Raw genomic sequence first — 21,491 nt, 5'->3', positions numbered from 1 at the left:
TTAATAAAGTGCAATCCATTGATGATACTATTTATTAATTTTTTATACAGAACGGGAAATTATAATCGATCACTTCATAAGGAGTAACCACTGTTCCGTCTACTGTAATTTTTTCTGCTGTGAGCGCATATCTAAGCGTTCTATCCATCCCTACATAATATCCTTTTTGCTTAGAAACGAATTCCACAACCGTTTTTTTGTTGACTCCGTCTACCGGAATCTGAAGCTCCATTATTTTTGGAGTAAGAGTAAGCTCTATCACATTATTTGCGGTATTGATCACTGCTGCATATTTAATATCATAGTTCACTTTTCCAAGTGATTTTATGGCAGTTTCAGCTTTTGCAGGATCCTTTACCACAGTTTTTACGATTTCACCTATTGGAAATTCAGCAAAAGAGATCGTATCTTTCTTTACTTTGAATTCTTTTATTCCTTCTCTTTTGGTAGTTCCTTGTACAATAATCATTTTTCCTTTATAGTTTCCTGGTAATTCTTCCATTTTTACAGGCGGAATGTCCGGTCCTTCATTATCATTACATGAGAATAGGGTCAATCCTGCCAAAACCATTAAAACTGTCATAAAAAATCGGGGTACTGTCAATTTTTTCATTGCATTACATTTTCGTTAAACATTAATTATTTTCGAGTACTCATCTATATAAATCCTGTTTTCTGAAAATCTTGCATCCTTTTTTAGAAAAAAGAATAAAAAAATTATAACCAATTGATTTAGTGCACGTAAAATTTCATCTCTTCATTGCAAATTCCGTACCTGTTATATAATAGAGTTGTATTGATGCTTCAAAACAGCAAAAAGGAAACTACATGACATAGCTTCCTTTTCATTATTTACCCGTTGTATTTTATTGTATTCCCCCTCCAAGTGCTCTGTAAAGATCAACCTCAGCATTTAGTTTTTCAAGGGTAACATTGATAGCTTCCAGATCATTCTGAAGTTTATTGTTCTGGGCAGTGATGACTTCCAGATAGGTTGCCATACCACTTTTATACAGCTTCAGCGCATCATTGATTCCCTTGTCCAGAATGGCTGTTCTCTGTTCTAAAAGCTGCAGTCTTTCTGAAGAACCTTTAGACTTTGCCATAGCATCGGAAACCTCTCCCACAGCAGTCATTACAGATTGTTTAAAATTGATGGCTGCTTTTTCCTGTTCAATCAAAGCTGTTTCATACGCTGTTTTCAACTGTTTTTTCTGAAATATCGGAGCCGCTAAATTAGCAGCAATCGCTTTGGTAATAGATCCGGGAATATCAAACCATGAACTGAATTTATTGGAATTGACTCCTATTTGCGGGCTTAAACTGATACTCGGATACATGGCTGCTTTTGCCAGTCCGGTTTTTGAATTGAGGCTAATTACGTTGAACTCTGCCATCTTCAGATCCGGTCTACGGCTCAGAAGTTGTGCCGGTAATCCTTCAGACAGTTTGTTTTCGGGAATCATTGTTTTAAGGGTTCCTTCTCTTTCTATCTTCGCCGGATATTCTCCGCAAAGGATGCTCAAAGCATTTTCCTGAATCGAAATATTCTGTTTTGCCAAAGGAATCAGCAACTCGGCGGTTTTCTTCTGAGCTTCCGATTGCTGAACCGCCAATGAATTGATCTGTCCCGCTTTAAACTGAAGATTCATCATCTTGAGCGTGTTGTCGCTCAGTTCAATATTCTGTTCAGCAATTTTCAACTGTTCGTCAAGGCTGATAAGGTTGTAATATGCCTGCGCAACCTGAACGACAATCCTGCTTTTGATGGCATTTAAATTTTCCTTTTGTCCAAAATATTCTGCTGCAGCAGATTCTTTCTGCATTTTAGCTTTTCCCCAAATGTCTACTTCCCAGGAAAGCCTCAGTGCAGCACTGAAATCATCCATGTATTTTGTACCGACAAACTGTTCGTTCAGAGAGCCGTTAAGGGTATTTTTGGAAGCCCAGCTTCTGTTTGCTCCTGCAGTGAAATCCAATGTTGGCATCAAACTAAGCTTAGCTTGCCTGTAGATCAGATCCAGCTGTTCTATATTTTTCAAAGCAACATTCACTTCATTGTTTCTTGATAGGGCTTTATCTATTAAACCAATCAATTTTGGATCTTTGAAGAAAGTCTTCCATGGCAACACTACAGTATCGCCTGTCACCTGCACAGATTCTTTGTAGGTTTCAGGAATCTGAAGGTCTGTTCTTGTATATTTCTTCCCTACGGCACAAGACATCAGCAGTGATGCCATTGCGCCTGAAATAAGGAAATTCTTTATATTAAATAGTGTCATTTGTCAATTGATTTTCTATCGTATTGTACTTCTTTTTGGCAGAAAATTTCTCATCCAGATACTGAAAGAACATGTAGAGTACAGGAATGACGAAAACTCCTAAAACCACTCCGCTCAACATTCCCATGGCAGCACTTGTACTGATGGATTTGTTTCCGGAAGCCATTCCTCCTGAAGAAATCATCAGTGGAACCATTCCCACAATAAAAGCTAATGATGTCATGATAATAGGACGTAACCTTGCCTTTGCCCCTTCCAGTGCTGAATCCAGAATAGAAAGTCCTGCCTTACGCCTTTGTATGGCAAATTCTACAATAAGGATCGCATTTTTGGCCAATAAACCAATAAGCATGATGAGTCCTACCTGTACGTAGATGTTGTTATCCAGTCCGATGGCTTTTATTCCTAAAAATGCACCTACAATCCCTGTTGGGATGGAAAGCATTACTGCCAGAGGAAGGATATAACTTTCATATTGAGCGGCCAAGAGCAGGTACACGAAAAGCAAGCACAATCCAAAAATGGCAATGGTTTGATTTCCTGCTGATTTTTCTTCCAAACTCAATCCTGTCCATTCGTAGCTGTAGTCAGATGGCAGTTTACTTAAAGTCTGTTCCAGTTTATCCATCAATTCTCCATTACTTACGCCTGGTTTTGGAGATACGTTGATATTTAATGAATTGTAAAGGTTGTATCGCTGAACGGATTCCGGACCGTAGACTTTTTTCAAAGTAATCAGCGTATTCACTGGTACCATATCCCCTTTTTCATTTTTTACAAAAATATCATTGAAGGCCTGTTCATCCATTCTGAAAACACCGTCAGCTTTAATATTCACTCTATAGAACTTCCCGAATCTTGAAAAATTCTGAGATTGATCTCCCGAGAAATAGGTCTGAACAGTTCCCAATAGATTGGAAATGCTTACTCCCAGCTGTTTTGCTTTATCTTCGTTCACTTCCAGCTCCATCTGAGGATAATCTGCTCTGAACATCGTGTAGGCAAATACTACTTCCGGAACCTGCATCAGCTGGCCGATCAGTTCATCTGCTTTCGCTTTAAGAACCTGAGGATCTCTTCCCATACGGTCCTGAAGTACGATTTCGGCATCATTCGTCATTCCGTATCCTTCTACCGGAGGCATTCTGAAGGTCATTACACTTCCTTCTTTGATCACTCCCAATTTTGCACTTGCCATGTCTACCACTTCCTGGATATCCTGAACATCACCTCTTTCTTTCTTAGGTTTCAGTTTAACAAATCCCATCGCATAAGCAGGTCCCGCACTATTGCTGAGTAAGTTGTATCCTGTAATGGAAGTATTTTCCTGCACAGCCTCTACTCCTTTTAAGATATCATTGATCTTGTTGGAAACCTCTGTCGTTTTGGTCAATGCTGTTCCCGGAGGCATACTTAAAGTGTACATAAAGAATCCGTCGTCTTCCATTGGTACAAAACTTTTTGGCGTACTTGACATCAGCCATCCTGCAACCCCGATAACGGCTATGATTAATCCTCCTGCAATCCATTTTCTTCCTATTAAAAATCTAACGCCTTTCGCATAACGATTGGTCATATTATTAAATCCTGCATTAAATGCCACTGCAAATCTTTGCCCGAATCCTTGTGGTTTTTTACCTTCTCCCGAGTGATTGTTTTTCAGAAACACGGCACACAAAGCCGGAGTTAATGTCAACGCGTTAACCGCTGAAATAATAATGGCTATGGCCAATGTATACGCAAACTGCTTATAGAATAATCCTGCTGAACCGGACATAAATCCGATCGGGATAAATACCGCCGACATCACCAGTGTAATGGAAATAACCGCTCCTGTGATCTCGCTCATTGCCTTATGAGTAGCTTCTCTTCCGGAAAGGTCCGTTCCTTCCATATTACTGTGAACGGCTTCCACCACTACAATGGCATCATCTACTACAATCCCGATGGCCAGTACAAGGGCAAAAAGGGTCAGTACGTTGATCGTAAATCCTAAAACCAGAAGGAAGAAGAAGGTACCGATAATCGCCACCGGAACCGCCACTGCCGGAATAATCGTAGATCTGAAATCCTGCAGGAATATAAATACCACGATAAATACAAGGATAAATGCTTCTATCAGGGTAGATTTCACCTGTCCTGTAGCTTCATCCAATCTTTCTTTGGTACTCATTACCTTCGTGTATTTGATACCAGGAGGGAATGATTTTGATAATTGGTCAAGAGCTTTGTTCACCCCAATTTCAATCTGGTTGGCGTTGGATCCTGTAGTCTGCATAATCGCTACAGTAACCGCATTTTTTCCATTGGAAAGGTTATCTCCGGTATTTGAAATCGCTCCGAATTCTACACGGGCAACATCTTTTAACCTAATAACCTGGTTTCCTGTATTTTTAACAATGATATTTTCATATTGTTCCGGCTTGTTCTTTTTTCCTTTGTATCTGATGACATATTCTAAAGCGGCATCCGATTCTTCTCCCAGTTTACCCGGAGCAGACTCCAAACTGTGGTCTGCGATCGCTCTGGAAACATCTGCCGGCTCGAGTCCGTAAGAGGACATTTTCTGAGGATTAAGCCATATTCTCATGGAATAATCTTTAAGCCCGAAAACCATGGCCTGCCCAACCCCTTTTACTCTTTTAACCTGTGGAATAAGGTTGATATTCGCATAATTTTGAAGGAAAGTTTCATCATATTGTTTATTATCTTCCGTATAAATATTGAAAATCAATACCATACTGTTCTGCTGCTTGGAGGTGGTCAATCCCATTCTCACTACTTCCTGCGGTAGTATCGGGGTGGCCTGCTGCACTCTGTTTTGCACGTTTACGGCTGCCTGATCAGCATTCACTCCCTGCTTGAATATAATGGAGATCGAGAACGTACCGTCATTACTTGCCGTAGATTTCATGTATTCCATATCTTCCACCCCATTGATCTGCTCTTCCAGAGGTGTTACCACAGAACGGATCACGGTTTCACTGTTTCCTCCGGGATATGATCCTGAAACGGTAATCGTGGGCGGAGAAATATCCGGAAATCTGGTCACCGCCAGCTGGTTTAATCCTATAATCCCTAAAATAACAATGATAAGGGATATTACCGTCGCCAGTACAGGACGGTCTATTATCTTTTTTAACATTTTTGAATTTTCTAAGAAAGGTTATACAACTATTTCAAAGGAACAGTGTGTGCCACCACCTGTGCTCCGTCTGTAAGAGCATCAATTCTGTTAATGGCAATCTTATCTCCTGCATTCACGCCTTCTTTGATGAAGTAATCCTGGGAGGTACTTCCCGAAACGGTAATCTGGGTCATTTTCACTTTATCCTTACCATTCAGTTTATAAACAAAGAATTTGTCCTGAATATCTTTTACAGAGGTTTTCGGAAGTTTAATCACCCCATTCAGGGCATTATGAATCATCACTCTGGCTGTTCCTCCGGCTCTTAATAATTTATCCGGATTCTGGAAAACAGCTTTCATCTGAATACTTCCGGTATTTCTGTCGAAGTTTCCACTGGCATTTTCCAGTCTTCCTTTAAGAGAATAAGTGGAACCGTCGGCCAGGATAAGTTCTACATCTTCTGCTGTATTTCCTGATGCCGCAGCTCTGCTGTGTGCAATAAAATCAGCTTCATTCATTGAGAAGTACACATTCACACTGTTGATGCTTGAAAGCGTTGTTAGTGGTGATGGATCAGACGGACTGATAAGATTTCCTACTCTGTTCGGAATTCTGCCTATGTATCCGCTCACTGGCGCTTTGATATACGTAAAATTGGCGTTAATCTTTGAGGATCCCAATGATGACTGTGCCTGTGCAACCTGTGCTGAAGCCGCTTTATAACTTGCCTGAGCGGTTTTCAGCTGCATATCGGAAACTACTTTTCCTTCTACAAGAGGTTTCAGCTTTTCTACTTCAAGTCTTGCGGTTTCCTGTGCCGCCAGCGCTGATTTCAAGGCTGCTTCATTGGTATTGACCTGCTCGTTGTAAACAGATGGATTTATTCTGAAAAGGGTCTGCCCTTTATTTACATACTGTCCTTCTTTGATATATACTGCTTCCAGATATCCTGTTACCTGTGCTTTGATATCCACATTGTCCTGTCCTTCTATGCTTCCCGGATATCCTGTAGACACATCTGCATCTCCGGATTTTACCTGAATAAAATCTGTAGGCAATGCCTGCTGCATCTGATGGGCATTCTCCTGACCGCTCCCGGAACCACACGAGTACAATATCGCTGCAGCTGTAAGTGAAAGTACCAGATATCCTTTTCTGTAATTCATAACATTGGTTTTTAAATTTTACAGGAGCAAAATAACTTCATCTTACAGTGATATTCATTCAGAAGTTGGGTGAAGTGTCATTAATCGCAGGTGAAACGTACGATCGGAAAAATGAAAGGAAAACAGTTATTTTCCTTTGTAATTATGGTAAAAAAGAGATTTTCATGTGGAAACAAGAGTGAAATCAGTAAGGATAAACTAAGGTATTCCACAAGGAAAACGAAAAAAAGATTGCTCTTGTAAAAGCAATCTCCTCTGTATTTTTTTTTAGGATTAATAATCCATCCAGGATTTGAAAATGGAAGCTTTTTCCCGGCTTACAATCACTTCCATATCAGGTTGTTTCCTTAGTTCCAGCTTCAGCTTCCCATTAAAATGATTTAAAATCTGCTTAACGGAATTGATATGGATGATAAATTGTCTGTTGGCACGGAAAAAGAATTTGGGATCCAATTGTTTTTCAAGTTCTTCCAGGGTTTGGGGAACATTTTCTACCACTCCGGTATTCAGCATGGCTTTGCTGATTCCCAATTCGGTATAAAAATAGAGGATATCTTCTGCCAGCACGGTTTTATATCCATCTCTATGGGCAATGAGAAAACGTTTTCTGTAGTCTTTCGGCTGGATATAATTTAACAATCCTTCAATAGCTGTTCCTACTACCGGGACGGCTTCCATAAAAGTTTCATAGCGTTTTAATGCAGCATCCAGCTCTTCTTCTTCAATAGGTTTCAGGAGGTAATCTACACTATTGTATTTGAATGCCTGTACAGCATATTCATCGTATGCTGTGGTAAATATGACGGCACTTTTAACTTCATGTTTGTTAAATATTTCAAAGCTGAGGCCATCTGCAAGTCTTACATCCATCATGATAACATCGGGAACCACATTATTTTCCAGCCAGTGTACTGCTGAGGTAATCGAGTCTTCCACAGACAGAATTTCGATATGGGGTCTTAACTTCAACAACAGTCTTTTTAACCTGTCTGCATTGGGTCTTTCGTCTTCAACGATTAAAACTTTATTAATCTTCATATCAATGGGAGTTTTACTATAAATTTATCTTCTGTTTTTTCAATCACAGGTTTAGGATATCCTAAGATTTCGTATCGTGCAATGATATTGGTAAGCCCTACTCCTGAGGAATCCGGCTTATTGATTAAAGGCAGAAATGTATTAGAAACTACCAATTCTCCTTCAGGGCTTGTATAAACATGAATCTCCAGAGGATTTACCTTTGAAGTCTGGTTATGTTTAATGGCATTTTCAACCAACAATTGTAAAGACAGCGGAAGGGTGAATCTGGGTCTGTATTCTTCCTGAATATCTATTTTGAATATAACGCCTTCCCCAATTCTTTTTTCAATCAGAAAGATATAGGATTCTAAAAATTTAAGTTCCTCTTCTACGGCAATAATGTCTTTTTTGGAATTCACCAATAAGTATCTGTATACTCTCGCAAATTTCTCGGAATAGTCATATCCCAACTGCTGATCTTCAAGGATAAGTTCTGACAACACACTTAAGTTATTGAAAATAAAATGCGGGTCTATCTGAAGCTTAAGTGCCTGAAGTTCTGCCGCCATTGCAGCCTGCTTGTGTTTTGATGCCCTCAGTTTGTGCTGGGCAGCTTCTACTGCTGTTTTTTTCCAGTTTTCCAATAAATAATCAACGGTATTAAAAGCACTGATAATCAATGATATGACAATATTAGTAGCGATCCATTGTCCCAGAAGTGTATATTCTTTGCGGGAATCCATTTCAGGTAATGTGACTGAAGTGCCATCTACGATTGCATTAATAATAATCACAATCAAAACACTTCCCACGATCTGAAGCAAACACTGAATGAATAATCGCTTTACGGTCCTGTTTCTCCAGGGAAGCCACTTATTGAGCGTCCTGTCTATAAAAATACTTACCTCAGAAATGATGATGGAAAAAAAGACAATCCATGTGGCGTCTTCCATAATCATTTTTAAAGGAGCATCAAGGTAGCCTTTCCAAACGGGATCAAAGGGATCAATAAGGTAGGAAAAAACACAGAAAGTGACCACTGCTAAGGCCCAGATCACCAGCCTTCTTTTCATGGTGGAAAGAATCTTCTTATTCCGTACTATTTTTTTCCTGATGGCAGAAATCCTGTTCATATCCGGGACTTTATGAATGTAAATATAGAAATAGATTTTATATGAATATCTTCTATTTTGGACGAGACCGCCAAAACAATACCTGAAACGTAAAATAGCAGAGTTAAAATGAATGTGACGGTTCATCACCTGAAAAAGACATTTCATCATCATTTTATGCAACATCACAGTATTTTTATAATCAGGGAATAGCTGTCTATCATAGTTTTGTGGTATTAAATCCGGTACAATGAAAACAATAATTGTCTGCACAGATTTTTCCCACGAAGCTGAAAACGCTACTCATTATGCAGCATCTATGGCTAAAGAAAACAAATACAGGATTGTGCTTTTCAATCTTCAGTCCGTTTCCATCCATGCCCTGAATGCACAGGTTTCAGCTGATTTTTTCTACACTCAAACGCTTAAAAATCAGAAAAAAATGGAGGATAAGGCGGCGGAGCTTAAAAGATTATATACTGTCGAAACCCAGCATCATCTGGCTTCCGGCAATTTTATTGAAGAGCTTGAAAACTGTATGCAGATTCACGATTGTGATTTTATTGTGATGGGAATGGCTGAAAAAACTCTGGAACAAAAGCTTTTGGGAAACAGTGTAACAAGAGCTATCCACAGAATTAAAAAACCGATACTCATTGTACCCGCTCATATAGAATATACAGGAATCAGAAAAATTCTTTTTGCTTATGATACGCACAAAAGCATGACCTGGTCTGCCATGAATGATATTTACCACTTTATTAATGAATTCAATGCTGAGATTGAGGTATTCAATGTAAGTGAAAGATTAGAAGATTTTGCTGAGGTTATTCATGATATTGACCTGAATTCCGGGTATGATCTGGATGATATTAAATACAGCTTTAAAATGATTCAGTCCATTGAAGTCATCAAGGCGATTGAGGAGGAAATAAAACTGACCAGTCCGGATCTTTTAACCATGATCCCTTATAAATACAATCTTGTAGAATCTCTTTTCCATCGAAGCAAAACAGCCATAATGGCCTATAAGAATAAATTACCATTACTATCAATTCCCTTAAACATAGATTAAGACTCAATAAAAATCTGTTCACATTTGAATTATCCTTTTTGCCTGTAAAGGCTAAATTTTACACTTAATCTTGTTCAACAGGACCGGGAATAGATTTCCGGTCCTGTTTTTATTTCAGAGGTTTACTATTACTTTTCCTGCAACGCGGCTGGTCTCAACCTCCAAGTGTGCCAGTGCTATGTCTTCAAACGGGAAAGTTTTATAAACAAATGGTTTCAATGCTTCCTGCTTCAATAAGCCCGCAATTGCTTCTGCAGTTTCTTTTTTAGACTGTACCATCATAAACTCAATATTCACCTTTTTCTGCCTGGCTCTCACTGCAATATCCTCAGGAATCTCAGGTGTCGGAAGTGTTATAATAATACCATTCTCTTTTACAATATCTACCGAATCCGACAAAGCTTTTCCCTGAAGAGTATCAATGACGATATCTACATCCTGCACCTTTTCATAAAAGTTTTCCGTTGTATAATCAATGTGTTCATCAGCCCCAAGCGACAAAACAAATTCTTTATTTTTACCGGATGATATGCCGATAACATATGCACCAAAATACTTCGCAATCTGAACAGCAAAATGACCGACACCACCTGAAGCGGCATGGATCAGAACCTTGCTTCCTTTTTTAATTCCGGCAACATCCACTAAGGCCTGATATGCCGTTGAAGCAGCCATTGAGGCCGCGGCAGCCTGCTGATGGGTAATATTCTTAGGCTTTAATGCCAGATGAGCCGCCGGAGCAGCCACATATTCTGCATAGGCATTTCCTTTTCCAAAAAAATTGACCATTCCGAAGACTTCATCTCCCGGTTTAAAATCAGTTACATTTCTCCCGGTTTCCACTACTTCTCCCGAGATATCCCATCCTAAAATAACGGGTCTTTTTTCTTCAAAAATCCAGTTCAGAACTCCTTCATATGCTCTGGACTTTACATCTACAGGATTAATGCTTACCGATACTACTTTTACCAATACTTCATCATTTCCTACGACAGGCTTATCTATTTCCGCAAATTGAAGATTTTCAACGCCTCCTGCTTCGTTTACAATAACAGCTTTCATTTTTTTTGATTTTAATTATCGGGCAAATGTAGTCTCATCATATCTTTGCAGCAAGTATGTACTTTTTGGTAATCTACATACTAAAAATATACTAATACTGATTATCAAACCATTGAAAAAATGTTAAAAATAAAAAAAGTTACCAATGAGCCATCCTGTCCTGTTGACTATGCCTTTAAACGGATTGGAGGAAAGTACAAAGGCCGTATTTTATGGTATCTCCATCTGAAGACAGTTATGCGGTATGGCGAACTTCGTAAAACCCTTTCTGATATTACCCCTAAAATGCTTACCCAGACTGTCCGGGAGCTGGAAGATGACGGGCTTATCCATAGAGAAGTGTATCACGAAGTTCCTCCTAAGGTAGAATATTCTTTAACGGAAAACGGCGCCGAGCTCATTCCTTTTATTGATTATCTGCGGCTTTGGGGTGAAAAGCAGATTGAAAAAGAGAGAATAAAAAGGTAAATAGTTTCCTTCCAAACCATGAATGTTCATCATGGTTTTAATTTTATTACTGAAGGAGTACCATTGGATATTTTTACTTAAAAAAAACAAACCTCATAATTCATATTCAACTGAATATCAAAAAGTCGTAAATTTAGTAAAGGATAAAAACAGTGTTTTCACCCTTTTTTATAGTTGTGCCGTTCGCTAATTTTGTTCCATAAAATTAAAACCATAAAAATGAAAACTTCCTTTTTTACTAAGATTTTAAGTCTCTTATGTGCAGCTCTTATTCTGGCATTTTGTCTGCTTAGCTGCACCGAACCTCCTAAAGAACCTGTAAGCAACAGTTATAAAAAGAAACTGATCAGCTACCGTGAAGGGCGCGTTCTTTTTGATGAATATACCAGAACCAATCATGAAATTCTCATGAAGTACAGAAACGGTGAACCCGATTCGCGATGGTACTGGTTTTCGCTTGAAGATATGGAAGGCTATATTAAATATGTAAAAGAAAATGCCAGAAAACAAAAATTAAAAAATCCGGGAATCAGGATCTACATGGGAAAATATCCAATGAATCATCCTAAAAACAGAATGGCAAAACCTGAATATGCAGGTTACCAAACTATATTTTTAGTACCTACTGCCCAAAAAAGAGAAAGAGAGAAGGCCATGGCCAGATCAGCCACCACCGAAGAAAACACAGACGTTACTTCTATAGAATCTATGAACATGACCAATCTGGCACCGCCACCAAAAACGTTATCAGAAACGATGCCTTAAAACACAGCATTATGAACTGGAATATTGAAACAGGGAAACAGATATCGATGGCCATATCCATTGTAGTGATGATTCTAATGGTCATAAAATATAGAAAAACCGGAAAGGAGAATTTATTTTTTATCATAGGATATCTGTTGTTTTCCCTGATTGATATTTCCTGTTATTTCTATTTCAAGCTGACGAATCTGCCTACGGACATCTTCTATGTAATTGGTTTTTTAATGATTGTATTTTTTTTGTATTTATTATATTATTTCCAATTACTGTATGTTCCGCTGCTCAAAAAGATACAGGCCATCATCCTGGTTCTTTTTGTCCTTAATATTGCTGTGATGTTTTATACAGAGGATGATCTGCTTCATCATTTTTCTTTTAATATGCTCTATGCAGATATTCTTCTGTTGTTGTTTTCAATTATTTTGTTCCTGTATCAAACCTTTAATTCTGACAAAATATTAGAAATTAAAAACTATTTACCCTTCTGGATATCAGTATCTCTAATGATATTTTTTATCGGAAGCATTCCGATACTTTTTTTCAGAACTACTGTTTCAGAAAGTATTTATTTCTTCATTTTATTTATGCTGAATCTGATCAGTAACGGGATACTTATATTAGGTTTACTCTGGAACAAACAGGAAAGAATAAGATAAAAGCTTTGCAGATATGGAAGAGAATAATCTGGTTATCATCTTTACGATTACTTTATTCATCGTTGTTTTGACAATGGTCTTCATCTATGCGGTTTTTATCAGGAAAAAAACAACCTTGCTGATTGAGCAGAAGGAAAAAGATTTACGGTTTGAAAAAGAGCTGGCCACCTCACAGGTAGAAATGAAAGAACAGACGCTCAATTATATCGGGCAGGAATTGCATGATGATCTGGGACAGAAATTATCTGTGGTCCGATTACGCCAAAACCAACTGATTACCAAACTTCAGAATTCAGAAAAAGAAGACCTCATCGAGCTCAATGAATTGTTGGGAGAATGTATACAGGATATCAGAAATCTTTCTAAAACATTAATCACGGAACAGATCATTCATTTCGGACTGGCGGAATCCATTGAAAGAGAAGTTAAGAGAATTAAAAAACTGAAATTATTAAAAATAGAATTCATCACGCAAAAGCAGGATATTGATATTTCGCCTAAACATGGATTGATCCTTTTCAGAATTATCCAGGAAAGTATCAATAATATTCTGAAACATTCCAAAGCCAAAAATGTTTCCATACACATGGAGGATGACTGTGAAAAATTACATATCAGTATCTCGGATAACGGAAGAGGCTTTGATATCAATAGTAATCAGGACGGCTCAGGATTAAAAAATATGGAACTGAGAGCCAAGCTGATTCATGCTGAACTGTCTATACATTCAGAACTGAATAAAGGAACACAAACTTTGATAACCTATCATAAAAATTTATTATGAAAACTATTCCCATAGCGATCGTTGATGATCATACCTTAATCTCCAAAGCACTGGAGAATATGATCACAGAAAACACTCAATATCGGGTCATTATGAATCATCCCAACGGAGAAGAATTTATTGCAGGCGTGGAAAAAGCTTCTGAATTACCCGCCGTAGTCCTGATGGATGTTAATATGCCTTATAAAAATGGTATAGAAACTACAGAATGGCTTACAGAGCATTATCCTGATATTAAAGTCATTGCCCTTACCATGGACGATGATGAAAGAATATTGATTAAAATGCTGAAAGCAGGCGCTAAAGGCTATCTGCTAAAAGACATGCAGCCTTCTATCCTTTTCCAGGCTATTGAAACGGTATTTGAGAAAGGCAGCTTTTATACTGATTTTGTAGCCCAAAAGTTATTGAAAGTAAAAACAGAGGAAGCGAAAAATGCCTCCCTGCTTTCTGAGCTGAGAGACCGGGAGAAAGAATTTATCAAATGGGCCTGCAGCGAACTTACTTATAAGGAGATTGCCGACAAAATGTGCCTGAGCCCTAAAACCATTGATGGCTACAGAGATTCGGTTTTCGTAAAACTGGATATAAAAAACAGAGCGGGTCTGGTACTTTTTGCTTTGAAGCATGATTTGTGCTGACTTAATTTTTAATCTTAGTTATTCCCTGAAAAAATAAACATCTTTACATTCTTTTTATGTATCCGGCAGCTTTTCAAGCTGCCGGATTTTTATTTCACAACTCATTCATTTGCAAACGAAAAGGTGTTTTTCCTTTTTCAAAATACGGTTTTCTCCTCTGTTTTTGCTCTTCTGAAAGATGGAATTTTGTCATAGAAAAAAACACAAAAAGGCAGCACCCGAAAAGCCGGAACAGAGTAGGGAATATTTTTAAAACTAATACAATGAAAAAAGCACTTATCGTAGGTATTAATGATTATGCACCCATCGGATACGGAGGTCCGGATCTTAACGGCTGTGTAAATGACGCGAGAGATATGGCCAATACATTGGTGATCTGTGGTTTTAGTCCGGCAAAGATTAAAATCCTGACCAATCAAAATGCTACAAGAGCGAATATATTGAACTATCTGAAATCCATGATCAGCACGAGTGTAAAAGGAGATTCTCTTGTTTTTTATTATTCAGGACACGGAACCAGAGTGGCTAATATAGGATCAGATCTGGAACTGGATGGTCTGGATGAAGCCATTTGTCCGCACGACTATGCCAATAACGGTGTCATTCGTGATGATGATTTTAAAACCGTTCTCAGCAAACTGAAAGCCGGAGTAAATATGGAAGTTATCTTCGACTGCTGTTATTCGGGAACGGGAACCCGAAAAATGGATCTGGGGCTGGAAGCTGATCTTCTCAACGAAACGGCCCGTTATATCCCTCCAATGCTTGAGGATGAATTTTATCTCACTTATGCCAGTGAAATGGAAACCTCTAAAAATTCAAAAAAATCAACCGTTCTCACTAAAGCACTTGTACCTGTTACCGGAATGAATCATACGTTATGGGCTGCAGCAAAAGACAATCAGGTATCCATGGAAGGAAATATCAGCGGACAGATACGAGGCTATTTTACGTATCATTTCTGTAAAATACTACGTGCTACCAATGGTAATATTGTAAGAAAAACTCTTGATAAACAGGTTGCCATTGCCTTAGCGGCTATGGGAGCTGCCCAGATCAACCAGACAGAAAGCATCACTGCAGAATTTTCACAAAAAATATTCACTTAACTAATAACCATTACCGGCGGAATCCGAAAAGCCATAAAAGAGTAGGAATATACCAGATTAAAATAATAATCATGTCAAAAACCGAAAACAACAACCCAATGACCGCTGAAGAAGTTCTAAGACTTAGAACTGTTAAAGCGAAATCAACTGAAAAACCAGAAGCAGTTGAAAAACTATTTAAGCAGGCTCCCGCTATGGAAACCATTAACGGAAGAACTTTTCCTAAAGGAATGAAAACTATAGGAATGCCGATGGACGAAAAAACAGCAGAAAACCGTGCACTGGAAACTGACCATTTCTACCCTACCCATGCTGATTTTGAATACAGCCCAAAGCTTGAACCGAAAAGAGACCGTAAACCTAAATTTATTGACAGAGATTCTTTCCTGACTCCTGAAAATGCAAGAACCATTTTTGGAGTCGATCAGAGAAAAGTATACAATTCTACAGCTTATCCGTGGAGATGTGTCGGCAGAGTAGAAAGCTCTCTGGGTTCAGGAAGCGGCGTAATGATCGGACCAAGACACCTTCTTACCTGCTCTCACATTGTAGACTGGCAGCCTAATAATACAACGGGATGGCTGAAATTCACTCCGATGTATTACAACGGAAGCGCTCCTTACGGAACTGCCTGGGGTACATTAACGTATTACAAGTATAAAGTTGCAGGACCTTCTATTGATTCTACAGAGATACAATATGATTATGTGGTAATTGTATTGGACAGACCTATCGGAAACAGCACAGGCTGGTTAGGTTCAAAATCCTATTCAGATTCATGGGACGGAGGTGCTTACTGGACTCACGCAGGCTATCCGGGAGATCTTACCGGAACGCAAAGACCTACCTACCAGACAGGTATCGCACTGGATGGAGATTTCTGGAGTGCTGATGACAACGAAAGCATGAGCCATAAAGCAGATATATGGCCTGGACAAAGCGGAGGTCCTTTCTGGGGATATTGGGATGGCTCTCCGTATGCTGTGGCTACTCAAAGCGCACATAATCCAAGCGATAATTTTGCAAGTGGCGGCTCGGATTTAGTCAATCTGGTCATCAGAGCGAGAAATGAACATCCTTAATTTATTTTTTTAGTTTAATAACCCCGGCCGCCTTTGAAGGCGGCCGGGGTTATTTCAGTTTAAAATGTTTCTAAAACTATTCCAAGTCATTATAAATTTGGCATTGGACTTGGCTTTGCCCCTTGATTTATTAATCGTGTTTTCATATCTCGGAAATATTTTATGTCTCCAAAAGTTCCATCTGAAAATTCTTCCTTATAATCTCCATTTCTTAATGTATCATGTAGAAACATTGGAAATACTTTATCCAAGTTTTGTTTATTTTTAGAAGAAACTCCCGGATCATTTTTATACAAACTAATACTATCTATACCTATCCAGTTATATAAAAAACGAATGTCTTCAAAATAGGGTCCGTCATCAATATATAATCGGTAGTTTGTAGGACGGTCAACTTTTCGAATAATATACATCCAATCATCCAGATTAAAATCTTTCCATAATTCGGGAATAATAACAAAAAGACTTCTTACATTTTTATATCTAAAATCCTCAGAATTAAGCAGCTTAATTATTAAATCTTTTGAATTATAGGTTAGTAATTCATTTTTTAAAGGTTTATAAGAATCCCAACCACTTTGTTTTATTCCATGATGTAATTTTTGTATAATCTGTTCCATTATTTTATATTTTGTATATATATTATTTTATCCTTCCCAGTCCGCACTACCTCTCCTCTGCTATTTATACCTAAAGGAGTGATTTCATTACGTGCTCTTTTAATAGGTATTTCAAGCCCCTTTAGTATTTCTCCTAATCTTTCAGCTTCTTCTGCTGTTGGTGTATAGTGGCCAGACATATTATCAAATTCCACTATTCTACCATTTTTAAAACGAATACCTCCAGCAGCTAAAACATCCTCACGATTCCCTAGTAAATGATGTTTCTCTCCTATTTTTAATTCACCAGATTTTGTAATTACAAAATCAAATTCGTCTGAAGGAAAAATATTATCATTCAATTGTCTAAAAACTCCCTGAGAATCCATTTTATATCCGAGAACAAATCCATCTTTTGGCAACTCTTCTATTGGATATTTATTTGCTATTTTCGGTATTCTTTCACAAAAAGCAATTATCCTATATTCTTCTAAAATCTTTCCAACCTTTCCAGCATCATAACTTACTTTTCTTATCTCCTGCAAAACTTTCTGATACGCTTTATCATAACGGCTTCCTTGAGCAATAATCTCACCTTTATACACCAAAGCAAATCTCCTATTACTACTTATTGAGCCTATCGCATCAGGATTAATACCTCCTTTTTTTCCAATACTCTCCATAATAGCAGCTGCATCAATCTCCAGAAAGAACGCTCCATTCTGTATCAAAGCATCACATTCCGATGTTTTTGAAATGAACCCTGCGCTTGGGATTACCCATTCTGTTGGATTAAACATGCGGAGATCTTTCCTTTGATAAACTCCGCTGTTCAAATCCAAAAATACGGAAATTGCACTTGCACGCAATCCCTGTCTCACATTTTCTGCAACATTCACAGATGCTTTCAATAAGCTTAAGCAACTTCTGTAAAAAGCGACAGTAAGCTGCGCTAAACCAACAGCAAGCTGCGGTACTGCTACAGCAGATCCCAATACATTATAAATAAGATCCCATTGCCTCAAAAATTCATCTCCTCCAGGAAGTTTGGCAATTTCCGCCCGGAACGCCCGTATGGTGAGATCCGGTAATGCCAAACTAAGATCTGCCGCCGCTGCTAATAAGAGATACGGGTTTCCGGATAATGCTAATGTTCCGATTCCAAAAACGACTCCTAGCATATCGCCCACAATCCGGATGGTTTCATTAATATCTTCCCACTTTTCTGCATCAGCCAGCGCTTTTACATAAATAGCCGGAACCATCATGATAGTACCTTCCTGTTCCGCTCCTTCATTGGTTTCTGATGTCTGTTGTTTTATAAAATAAACCATTTCAAGAGGATAAAACTCTGCTCCTTCATCCAGATCTTCTGTTACCTGTTCTGTTGCATTAGGATCTCCTTCTTTAGGTACAATGAAAACTCTTTTTGTCACTTCTTTCTGCTGCTGAAGAAAAAAAGTTTTTTCATCTGATTTTCCAAAACCCAATAGATCTCCCGCCAGCCCGAAAACTTCAGTATTAACTTTATACTCATTTCCTATCCTGAAAGTAGAAGCTCCTGCCTTCGGACGACTATAAGAAAACAGGCAATACTCCATCAGGATAGTAGCAAAAATGATACGGTTGGATTTCATTTCTCCATTAAACTCACTTACCCCATCCAGGTTGAAATAAATCCTGTTGCAGAGTTCAGGACTTTTTTTGAACTTGTCCACTAAAAAAAAACGATCGGAAAATGCTTTTAAGACATTGACTAAAGCAGAACTTCCATCCTTCCATCCGCTGAAAATCCCAGTATCATCAAGTTTTGTCAAGGCAAGCAGATGCCCAAATAACGTTTCATTTTCAAGAGCCATTCCCCGAAGGACAAACTCAGGAGTATTGTTATAAAGAAATTTAAGCTCCTCTGCACTCTTTGCTTTTAAAAAACCTGATTTAAAGATTTCTGTGAAGTAGTTTTTGTATTTAGAATAATTTTCGAAATCACCATACCCAACATAATTGACCAATCTCCTAAATTCTTCATAGGAAAAGGTTTCCAATATAATAGCTTTCTTTCTCCTGAGCTCTTCCCGATCTGCATCTCTGTGATAAAAATAAATAAGCTGGCAGGAAATCTGCTCTTGGGCAGCATTAATTACAAATTTGATTTCACACTCTGTTTGGACCAGATTCACAAGCTCTTTATTCTTATTGAGATATGTTTTTAAGTATATAATGTTCTCTTTATCATCCTTAATGTATTTTTCTTCGGCAGTTCCATCATAATCATTGATGTTATAATCCAGAATAAACCGCTGATTAAACTGATTGCTGTATTTCAATTTATTACATAACAGCTGCTTTTTTATAAAATCATCAGTACGCCATTCCTTACTGATAATTTCCCTAAGTTCAAGTGTTTCCATAATTTTTCTTTTTTGAAAAAGGCAGGGCTTTGAGGCCCTGCCAGTAATTAATAATTCTTAAGAAAGTGCATCTAGGTTCTCTTTGTGTTTTTCCACAAATTCATCCAGATAGGAAGCCAGAAGTTCTGTAAAACCAGCTTTATTGTTTTTCAACAGCCAAAGCATGTACTGATAGCTTGGTACTTTTACCAGATCGGTATTCATATTACCTTCAGGTTCTGCAACAGGAAGTTCTATAAGATGATTGTCTCCGTCACGAAGGTAGCTCCACGTATCTTTATAGATTATCCATTCCGGAGAAGGAAGTGAAATATTAATTTCTTCTCCTGTTTCCTTGTCTTTCAAAATCTGCTTATATCTGAAACTGATGAACTGTTGTTCAGATTTAGCATCAATATCCAATACACGAATACTTCTTTGAAATTGTGGAAGCTTCGGATGCTCCTGAAGTGGAAGTTCTGCAAGGCTTAATGAAATATTCTCTACATTATTAAGGATTTCTTTAATGTTTTCGGGTATAATTAAATGTTCGTTCATAATTTTTGTTTTTAAAATTTGTATAAATTGATAATATTTAACGATGTTGTTGCATTCCCTCCCATATTATTGACGGCCATATTCAAGCTGTATTCAACGTCAGGAACAGAAATAATGGCCAGTGATGTAACTCCCCTTGCAGTCATAGAAACAGTCATAGAGGTTCCGTTTTTAACAATAATAACATTGATGGTCTCATTGGTTCCGGTAGTCCCTGCATTAACGGCTCCCACTACTACATTATTAAGGTAATGAACTCTGTATCCTATACTGTTTCCCAGTGTTCCTACTGTTTTTAGGCGGGTAATAGTCTGATCCAATAATTCTACATTCGATGCATTATTCATCAGTCCTACATATTGTGTTTTTGAGGTCATATTAGCTGCATGCTGATAATTGACAGAAAATTCCAGATAAAAGTTTTCTCCGGCACTATTAAGCTTTGAGGATTTAAGTGCTGCTACGATAGTAGGATCATCCGTACTGTAAGCTTTTACAGCAGAGTTGCTTTGATAAATAGCTGATCCTCCGCTACCAAATGTGTCGGGATTGGATGCATCATTATAAATCTTTTTGGTCCATGTCAATGCTGATACATCTGCAATCTGTAGATTCTGCACTACTGAAACTGTAAGGGGTGTCACATAATAAGCGACTCCATTCCATAGTCTTATCTTATACTGTCCTATGGGTAAATCCTTAAAGTTGTAATAGAATGTCAGGTCTAATCCATTGGTATATAATTGTACCTGTGAATTAGGAACAGTCGCTAATTTCGTAGAGCCGCTTTCATCCATGATATCTATGGAGAAAGATGTGGGAGGGAGGTTAAGGTTGGCTCCTCTTAAGCTGATCCAGTAGTTTTTATTCTGCTTATCTACAACAGGAGGAGTGATAACAGCAACACTCATAGTATTAGTCGTCCAGCCTCCGTTCATTGCTGTTTTCCATGCTGTTTTCTCCGCTTCGGAAAGAGTGGCCGGCAAGCTTAAGAACGGCTGCTTTCCATTTGTTTTACCTACACGTCCTGAAGAGTTCTGAGATAAGAAAGTACTAAAGGTAGCATCATTGGAAACGTCATTCAAGCCTGTGATCGAATAATAAAGTCCTGAAGTATCTAACGTCCAGTTGGCTCCTAATTTCAGTCCTGCTCCCACAACAGATGTAAGTGATGAATTGGCTATATTTTTTCCCAGATCACCTGCCGGAAGTTTGGCAACATTTCCGTTATCATTCATTCCTATGATTTTAGGATAATCCTGCGCATTCCCATCTGTCAGAGGTATTTCTAATTTTTTAGCTAATTTCTCTTGTGTATTGATATTATATTGAGCCTGACTTGCCATTCCTTCTGCTACAAGATCCGTATTTGAAATACTGATATGACTATCAGCTAATTCCAGGGGAATAGTTCCATCAACAACGGCATGCATTTTTAAATCTCCGTTTTCATCAACAGCATAATCTGTGTAAGTGGGAGAACCTATTGCAGCTACCTGATAGATGGCGTTCACTTCTCTTTCTCCAATGGGAGGCAATTCATTGACACGTATAATTTTTCCTATAATTGGCATTTTTTTTAATTTTTAAGG

General features: G+C 38.1%; 19 protein-coding genes. 8 read left to right on the top strand and 11 right to left on the bottom strand.

The genetic code is table 11. From position 1 onward, the window contains the following. Positions 1–34 precede the first annotated feature (34 nt). From V0410_RS15980 to V0410_RS15955, 6 genes are all read right to left on the bottom strand, one after another. The gene (locus V0410_RS15980) at positions 35–613 is read right to left on the bottom strand and encodes a DUF4840 domain-containing protein (protein ID WP_330744844.1); all 579 of its coding nucleotides are present in this window, start codon (positions 611–613) and stop codon (positions 35–37) included. Positions 614–866: 253 nt separating this feature from the next. Further along, a complete protein-coding gene (locus V0410_RS15975; protein WP_330744843.1) occupies positions 867–2,282 on the bottom strand; it encodes a TolC family protein in 1,416 nt (471 codons plus the stop codon). Further along, positions 2,269–5,427, bottom strand: a complete 3,159-nt coding sequence (locus tag V0410_RS15970) for an efflux RND transporter permease subunit (RefSeq protein ID WP_330744842.1) — start codon at positions 5,425–5,427, stop codon at positions 2,269–2,271. The genes V0410_RS15975 and V0410_RS15970 overlap by 14 nt, the downstream gene beginning before the upstream one ends. 29 nt (positions 5,428–5,456) lie before the next feature. Beyond that, positions 5,457–6,578 (bottom strand): efflux RND transporter periplasmic adaptor subunit, encoded by a 1,122-nt coding sequence (locus V0410_RS15965; RefSeq protein ID WP_330744841.1) that lies wholly within the window; start codon positions 6,576–6,578, stop codon positions 5,457–5,459. 273 nt (positions 6,579–6,851) lie between these two features. After that, the gene (locus V0410_RS15960; protein WP_330744840.1) at positions 6,852–7,616 is read right to left on the bottom strand and encodes a LytR/AlgR family response regulator transcription factor; all 765 of its coding nucleotides are present in this window, start codon (positions 7,614–7,616) and stop codon (positions 6,852–6,854) included. After that, positions 7,613–8,731, bottom strand: a complete 1,119-nt coding sequence (locus tag V0410_RS15955) for a sensor histidine kinase (protein WP_330744839.1) — start codon at positions 8,729–8,731, stop codon at positions 7,613–7,615. Before V0410_RS15955 ends, V0410_RS15960 begins: the two co-directional genes overlap by 4 nt. A 229-nt stretch (positions 8,732–8,960) precedes the next feature. On the opposite strand from V0410_RS15955, the gene V0410_RS15950 reads away from it, so the two are divergent. Then, positions 8,961–9,785 carry a universal stress protein gene (locus V0410_RS15950; protein ID WP_330744838.1) on the top strand — a complete coding sequence of 275 codons (825 nt, stop codon included), beginning with the start codon at positions 8,961–8,963 and terminating at the stop codon, positions 9,783–9,785. Between the two features lie 114 nt (positions 9,786–9,899). Here the strand turns inward: V0410_RS15950 and V0410_RS15945 are convergent, their stop codons facing one another. Then, positions 9,900–10,847, bottom strand: coding sequence for an NADP-dependent oxidoreductase (locus V0410_RS15945; RefSeq protein WP_330744837.1), 948 nt, complete (start codon positions 10,845–10,847; stop codon positions 9,900–9,902). A gap of 120 nt (positions 10,848–10,967) precedes the next feature. On the opposite strand from V0410_RS15945, the gene V0410_RS15940 reads away from it, so the two are divergent. The 7 genes from V0410_RS15940 to V0410_RS15910 all read left to right on the top strand — a co-directional run bounded on the left by V0410_RS15940 (position 10,968) and on the right by V0410_RS15910 (position 16,352). Next, positions 10,968–11,315, top strand: a complete 348-nt coding sequence (locus V0410_RS15940) for a winged helix-turn-helix transcriptional regulator (RefSeq protein ID WP_288444303.1) — start codon at positions 10,968–10,970, stop codon at positions 11,313–11,315. A gap of 219 nt (positions 11,316–11,534) precedes the next feature. Next, a complete protein-coding gene (locus V0410_RS15935; RefSeq protein WP_330744836.1) occupies positions 11,535–12,080 on the top strand; it encodes a hypothetical protein in 546 nt (181 codons plus the stop codon). Positions 12,081–12,091: 11 nt separating this feature from the next. After that, the gene (locus V0410_RS15930; protein ID WP_330744835.1) at positions 12,092–12,736 is read left to right on the top strand and encodes a hypothetical protein; all 645 of its coding nucleotides are present in this window, start codon (positions 12,092–12,094) and stop codon (positions 12,734–12,736) included. Between the two features lie 13 nt (positions 12,737–12,749). Next, a complete protein-coding gene (locus tag V0410_RS15925; RefSeq protein ID WP_330744834.1) occupies positions 12,750–13,520 on the top strand; it encodes a sensor histidine kinase in 771 nt (256 codons plus the stop codon). Continuing rightward, positions 13,517–14,161: a response regulator transcription factor gene (locus V0410_RS15920; protein ID WP_062672986.1), complete on the top strand. Its 645-nt coding sequence runs from the start codon at positions 13,517–13,519 to the stop codon at positions 14,159–14,161. Before V0410_RS15925 ends, V0410_RS15920 begins: the two co-directional genes overlap by 4 nt. Positions 14,162–14,424: 263 nt before the next feature. Beyond that, entirely contained in the window at positions 14,425–15,270 is an 846-nt protein-coding gene (locus V0410_RS15915; protein ID WP_120232383.1) for a caspase family protein, read from the top strand. A 71-nt stretch (positions 15,271–15,341) separates the two neighbouring features. After that, positions 15,342–16,352 carry a trypsin-like serine peptidase gene (locus V0410_RS15910; protein WP_330744833.1) on the top strand — a complete coding sequence of 337 codons (1,011 nt, stop codon included), beginning with the start codon at positions 15,342–15,344 and terminating at the stop codon, positions 16,350–16,352. Between the two features lie 89 nt (positions 16,353–16,441). On the opposite strand, the gene V0410_RS15905 is transcribed toward V0410_RS15910, so the two are convergent. From V0410_RS15905 to V0410_RS15890, 4 genes are read right to left on the bottom strand one after another with little or no spacing between them, the layout of a single operon-like run. Continuing rightward, positions 16,442–16,972 (bottom strand): hypothetical protein, encoded by a 531-nt coding sequence (locus V0410_RS15905; protein WP_330744832.1) that lies wholly within the window; start codon positions 16,970–16,972, stop codon positions 16,442–16,444. Further along, positions 16,972–19,362: a hypothetical protein gene (locus V0410_RS15900; RefSeq protein ID WP_330744831.1), complete on the bottom strand. Its 2,391-nt coding sequence runs from the start codon at positions 19,360–19,362 to the stop codon at positions 16,972–16,974. Before V0410_RS15900 ends, V0410_RS15905 begins: the two co-directional genes overlap by 1 nt. A 57-nt stretch (positions 19,363–19,419) precedes the next feature. Beyond that, a complete protein-coding gene (locus tag V0410_RS15895; RefSeq protein ID WP_330744830.1) occupies positions 19,420–19,899 on the bottom strand; it encodes a hypothetical protein in 480 nt (159 codons plus the stop codon). Between the two features lie 11 nt (positions 19,900–19,910). Then, complete coding sequence (locus V0410_RS15890; RefSeq protein WP_330744829.1) at positions 19,911–21,473, bottom strand: hypothetical protein; 1,563 nt, start codon at positions 21,471–21,473, stop codon at positions 19,911–19,913. Between the last annotated feature and the right edge of the window lie 18 nt (positions 21,474–21,491).

It is taken from the genome of Chryseobacterium sp. CP-77 (assembly GCF_036362765.1).
GTDB lineage: Bacteria > Bacteroidota > Bacteroidia > Flavobacteriales > Weeksellaceae > Chryseobacterium > Chryseobacterium cupriresistens.
Note: the sequence above shows the minus strand (reverse complement) of the source record. Positions and strands in the feature narration are given on the sequence as shown.

What these genes read in the sequence shown, in the direction of transcription:
- V0410_RS15930 (WP_330744835.1), top strand. Translation starts at nt 12,092, where the DNA reads ATGAACTGGAATATTGAAACAGGGAAACAGATATCGATGGCCATATCC.
- V0410_RS15950 (WP_330744838.1), top strand. Translation starts at nt 8,961, where the DNA reads ATGAAAACAATAATTGTCTGCACAGATTTTTCCCACGAAGCTGAAAAC.
- V0410_RS15925 (WP_330744834.1), top strand. Translation starts at nt 12,750, where the DNA reads ATGGAAGAGAATAATCTGGTTATCATCTTTACGATTACTTTATTCATC.
- V0410_RS15945 (WP_330744837.1), bottom strand. Translation starts at nt 10,847, where the DNA reads ATGAAAGCTGTTATTGTAAACGAAGCAGGAGGCGTTGAAAATCTTCAA.
- V0410_RS15900 (WP_330744831.1), bottom strand. Translation starts at nt 19,362, where the DNA reads ATGGAAACACTTGAACTTAGGGAAATTATCAGTAAGGAATGGCGTACT.
- V0410_RS15920 (WP_062672986.1), top strand. Translation starts at nt 13,517, where the DNA reads ATGAAAACTATTCCCATAGCGATCGTTGATGATCATACCTTAATCTCC.
- V0410_RS15935 (WP_330744836.1), top strand. Translation starts at nt 11,535, where the DNA reads ATGAAAACTTCCTTTTTTACTAAGATTTTAAGTCTCTTATGTGCAGCT.
- V0410_RS15905 (WP_330744832.1), bottom strand. Translation starts at nt 16,972, where the DNA reads ATGGAACAGATTATACAAAAATTACATCATGGAATAAAACAAAGTGGT.
- V0410_RS15975 (WP_330744843.1), bottom strand. Translation starts at nt 2,282, where the DNA reads ATGACACTATTTAATATAAAGAATTTCCTTATTTCAGGCGCAATGGCA.
- V0410_RS15940 (WP_288444303.1), top strand. Translation starts at nt 10,968, where the DNA reads ATGTTAAAAATAAAAAAAGTTACCAATGAGCCATCCTGTCCTGTTGAC.
- V0410_RS15910 (WP_330744833.1), top strand. Translation starts at nt 15,342, where the DNA reads ATGTCAAAAACCGAAAACAACAACCCAATGACCGCTGAAGAAGTTCTA.
- V0410_RS15890 (WP_330744829.1), bottom strand. Translation starts at nt 21,473, where the DNA reads ATGCCAATTATAGGAAAAATTATACGTGTCAATGAATTGCCTCCCATT.
- V0410_RS15915 (WP_120232383.1), top strand. Translation starts at nt 14,425, where the DNA reads ATGAAAAAAGCACTTATCGTAGGTATTAATGATTATGCACCCATCGGA.
- V0410_RS15980 (WP_330744844.1), bottom strand. Translation starts at nt 613, where the DNA reads ATGAAAAAATTGACAGTACCCCGATTTTTTATGACAGTTTTAATGGTT.
- V0410_RS15970 (WP_330744842.1), bottom strand. Translation starts at nt 5,427, where the DNA reads ATGTTAAAAAAGATAATAGACCGTCCTGTACTGGCGACGGTAATATCC.
- V0410_RS15960 (WP_330744840.1), bottom strand. Translation starts at nt 7,616, where the DNA reads ATGAAGATTAATAAAGTTTTAATCGTTGAAGACGAAAGACCCAATGCA.
- V0410_RS15965 (WP_330744841.1), bottom strand. Translation starts at nt 6,578, where the DNA reads ATGAATTACAGAAAAGGATATCTGGTACTTTCACTTACAGCTGCAGCG.
- V0410_RS15955 (WP_330744839.1), bottom strand. Translation starts at nt 8,731, where the DNA reads ATGAACAGGATTTCTGCCATCAGGAAAAAAATAGTACGGAATAAGAAG.
- V0410_RS15895 (WP_330744830.1), bottom strand. Translation starts at nt 19,899, where the DNA reads ATGAACGAACATTTAATTATACCCGAAAACATTAAAGAAATCCTTAAT.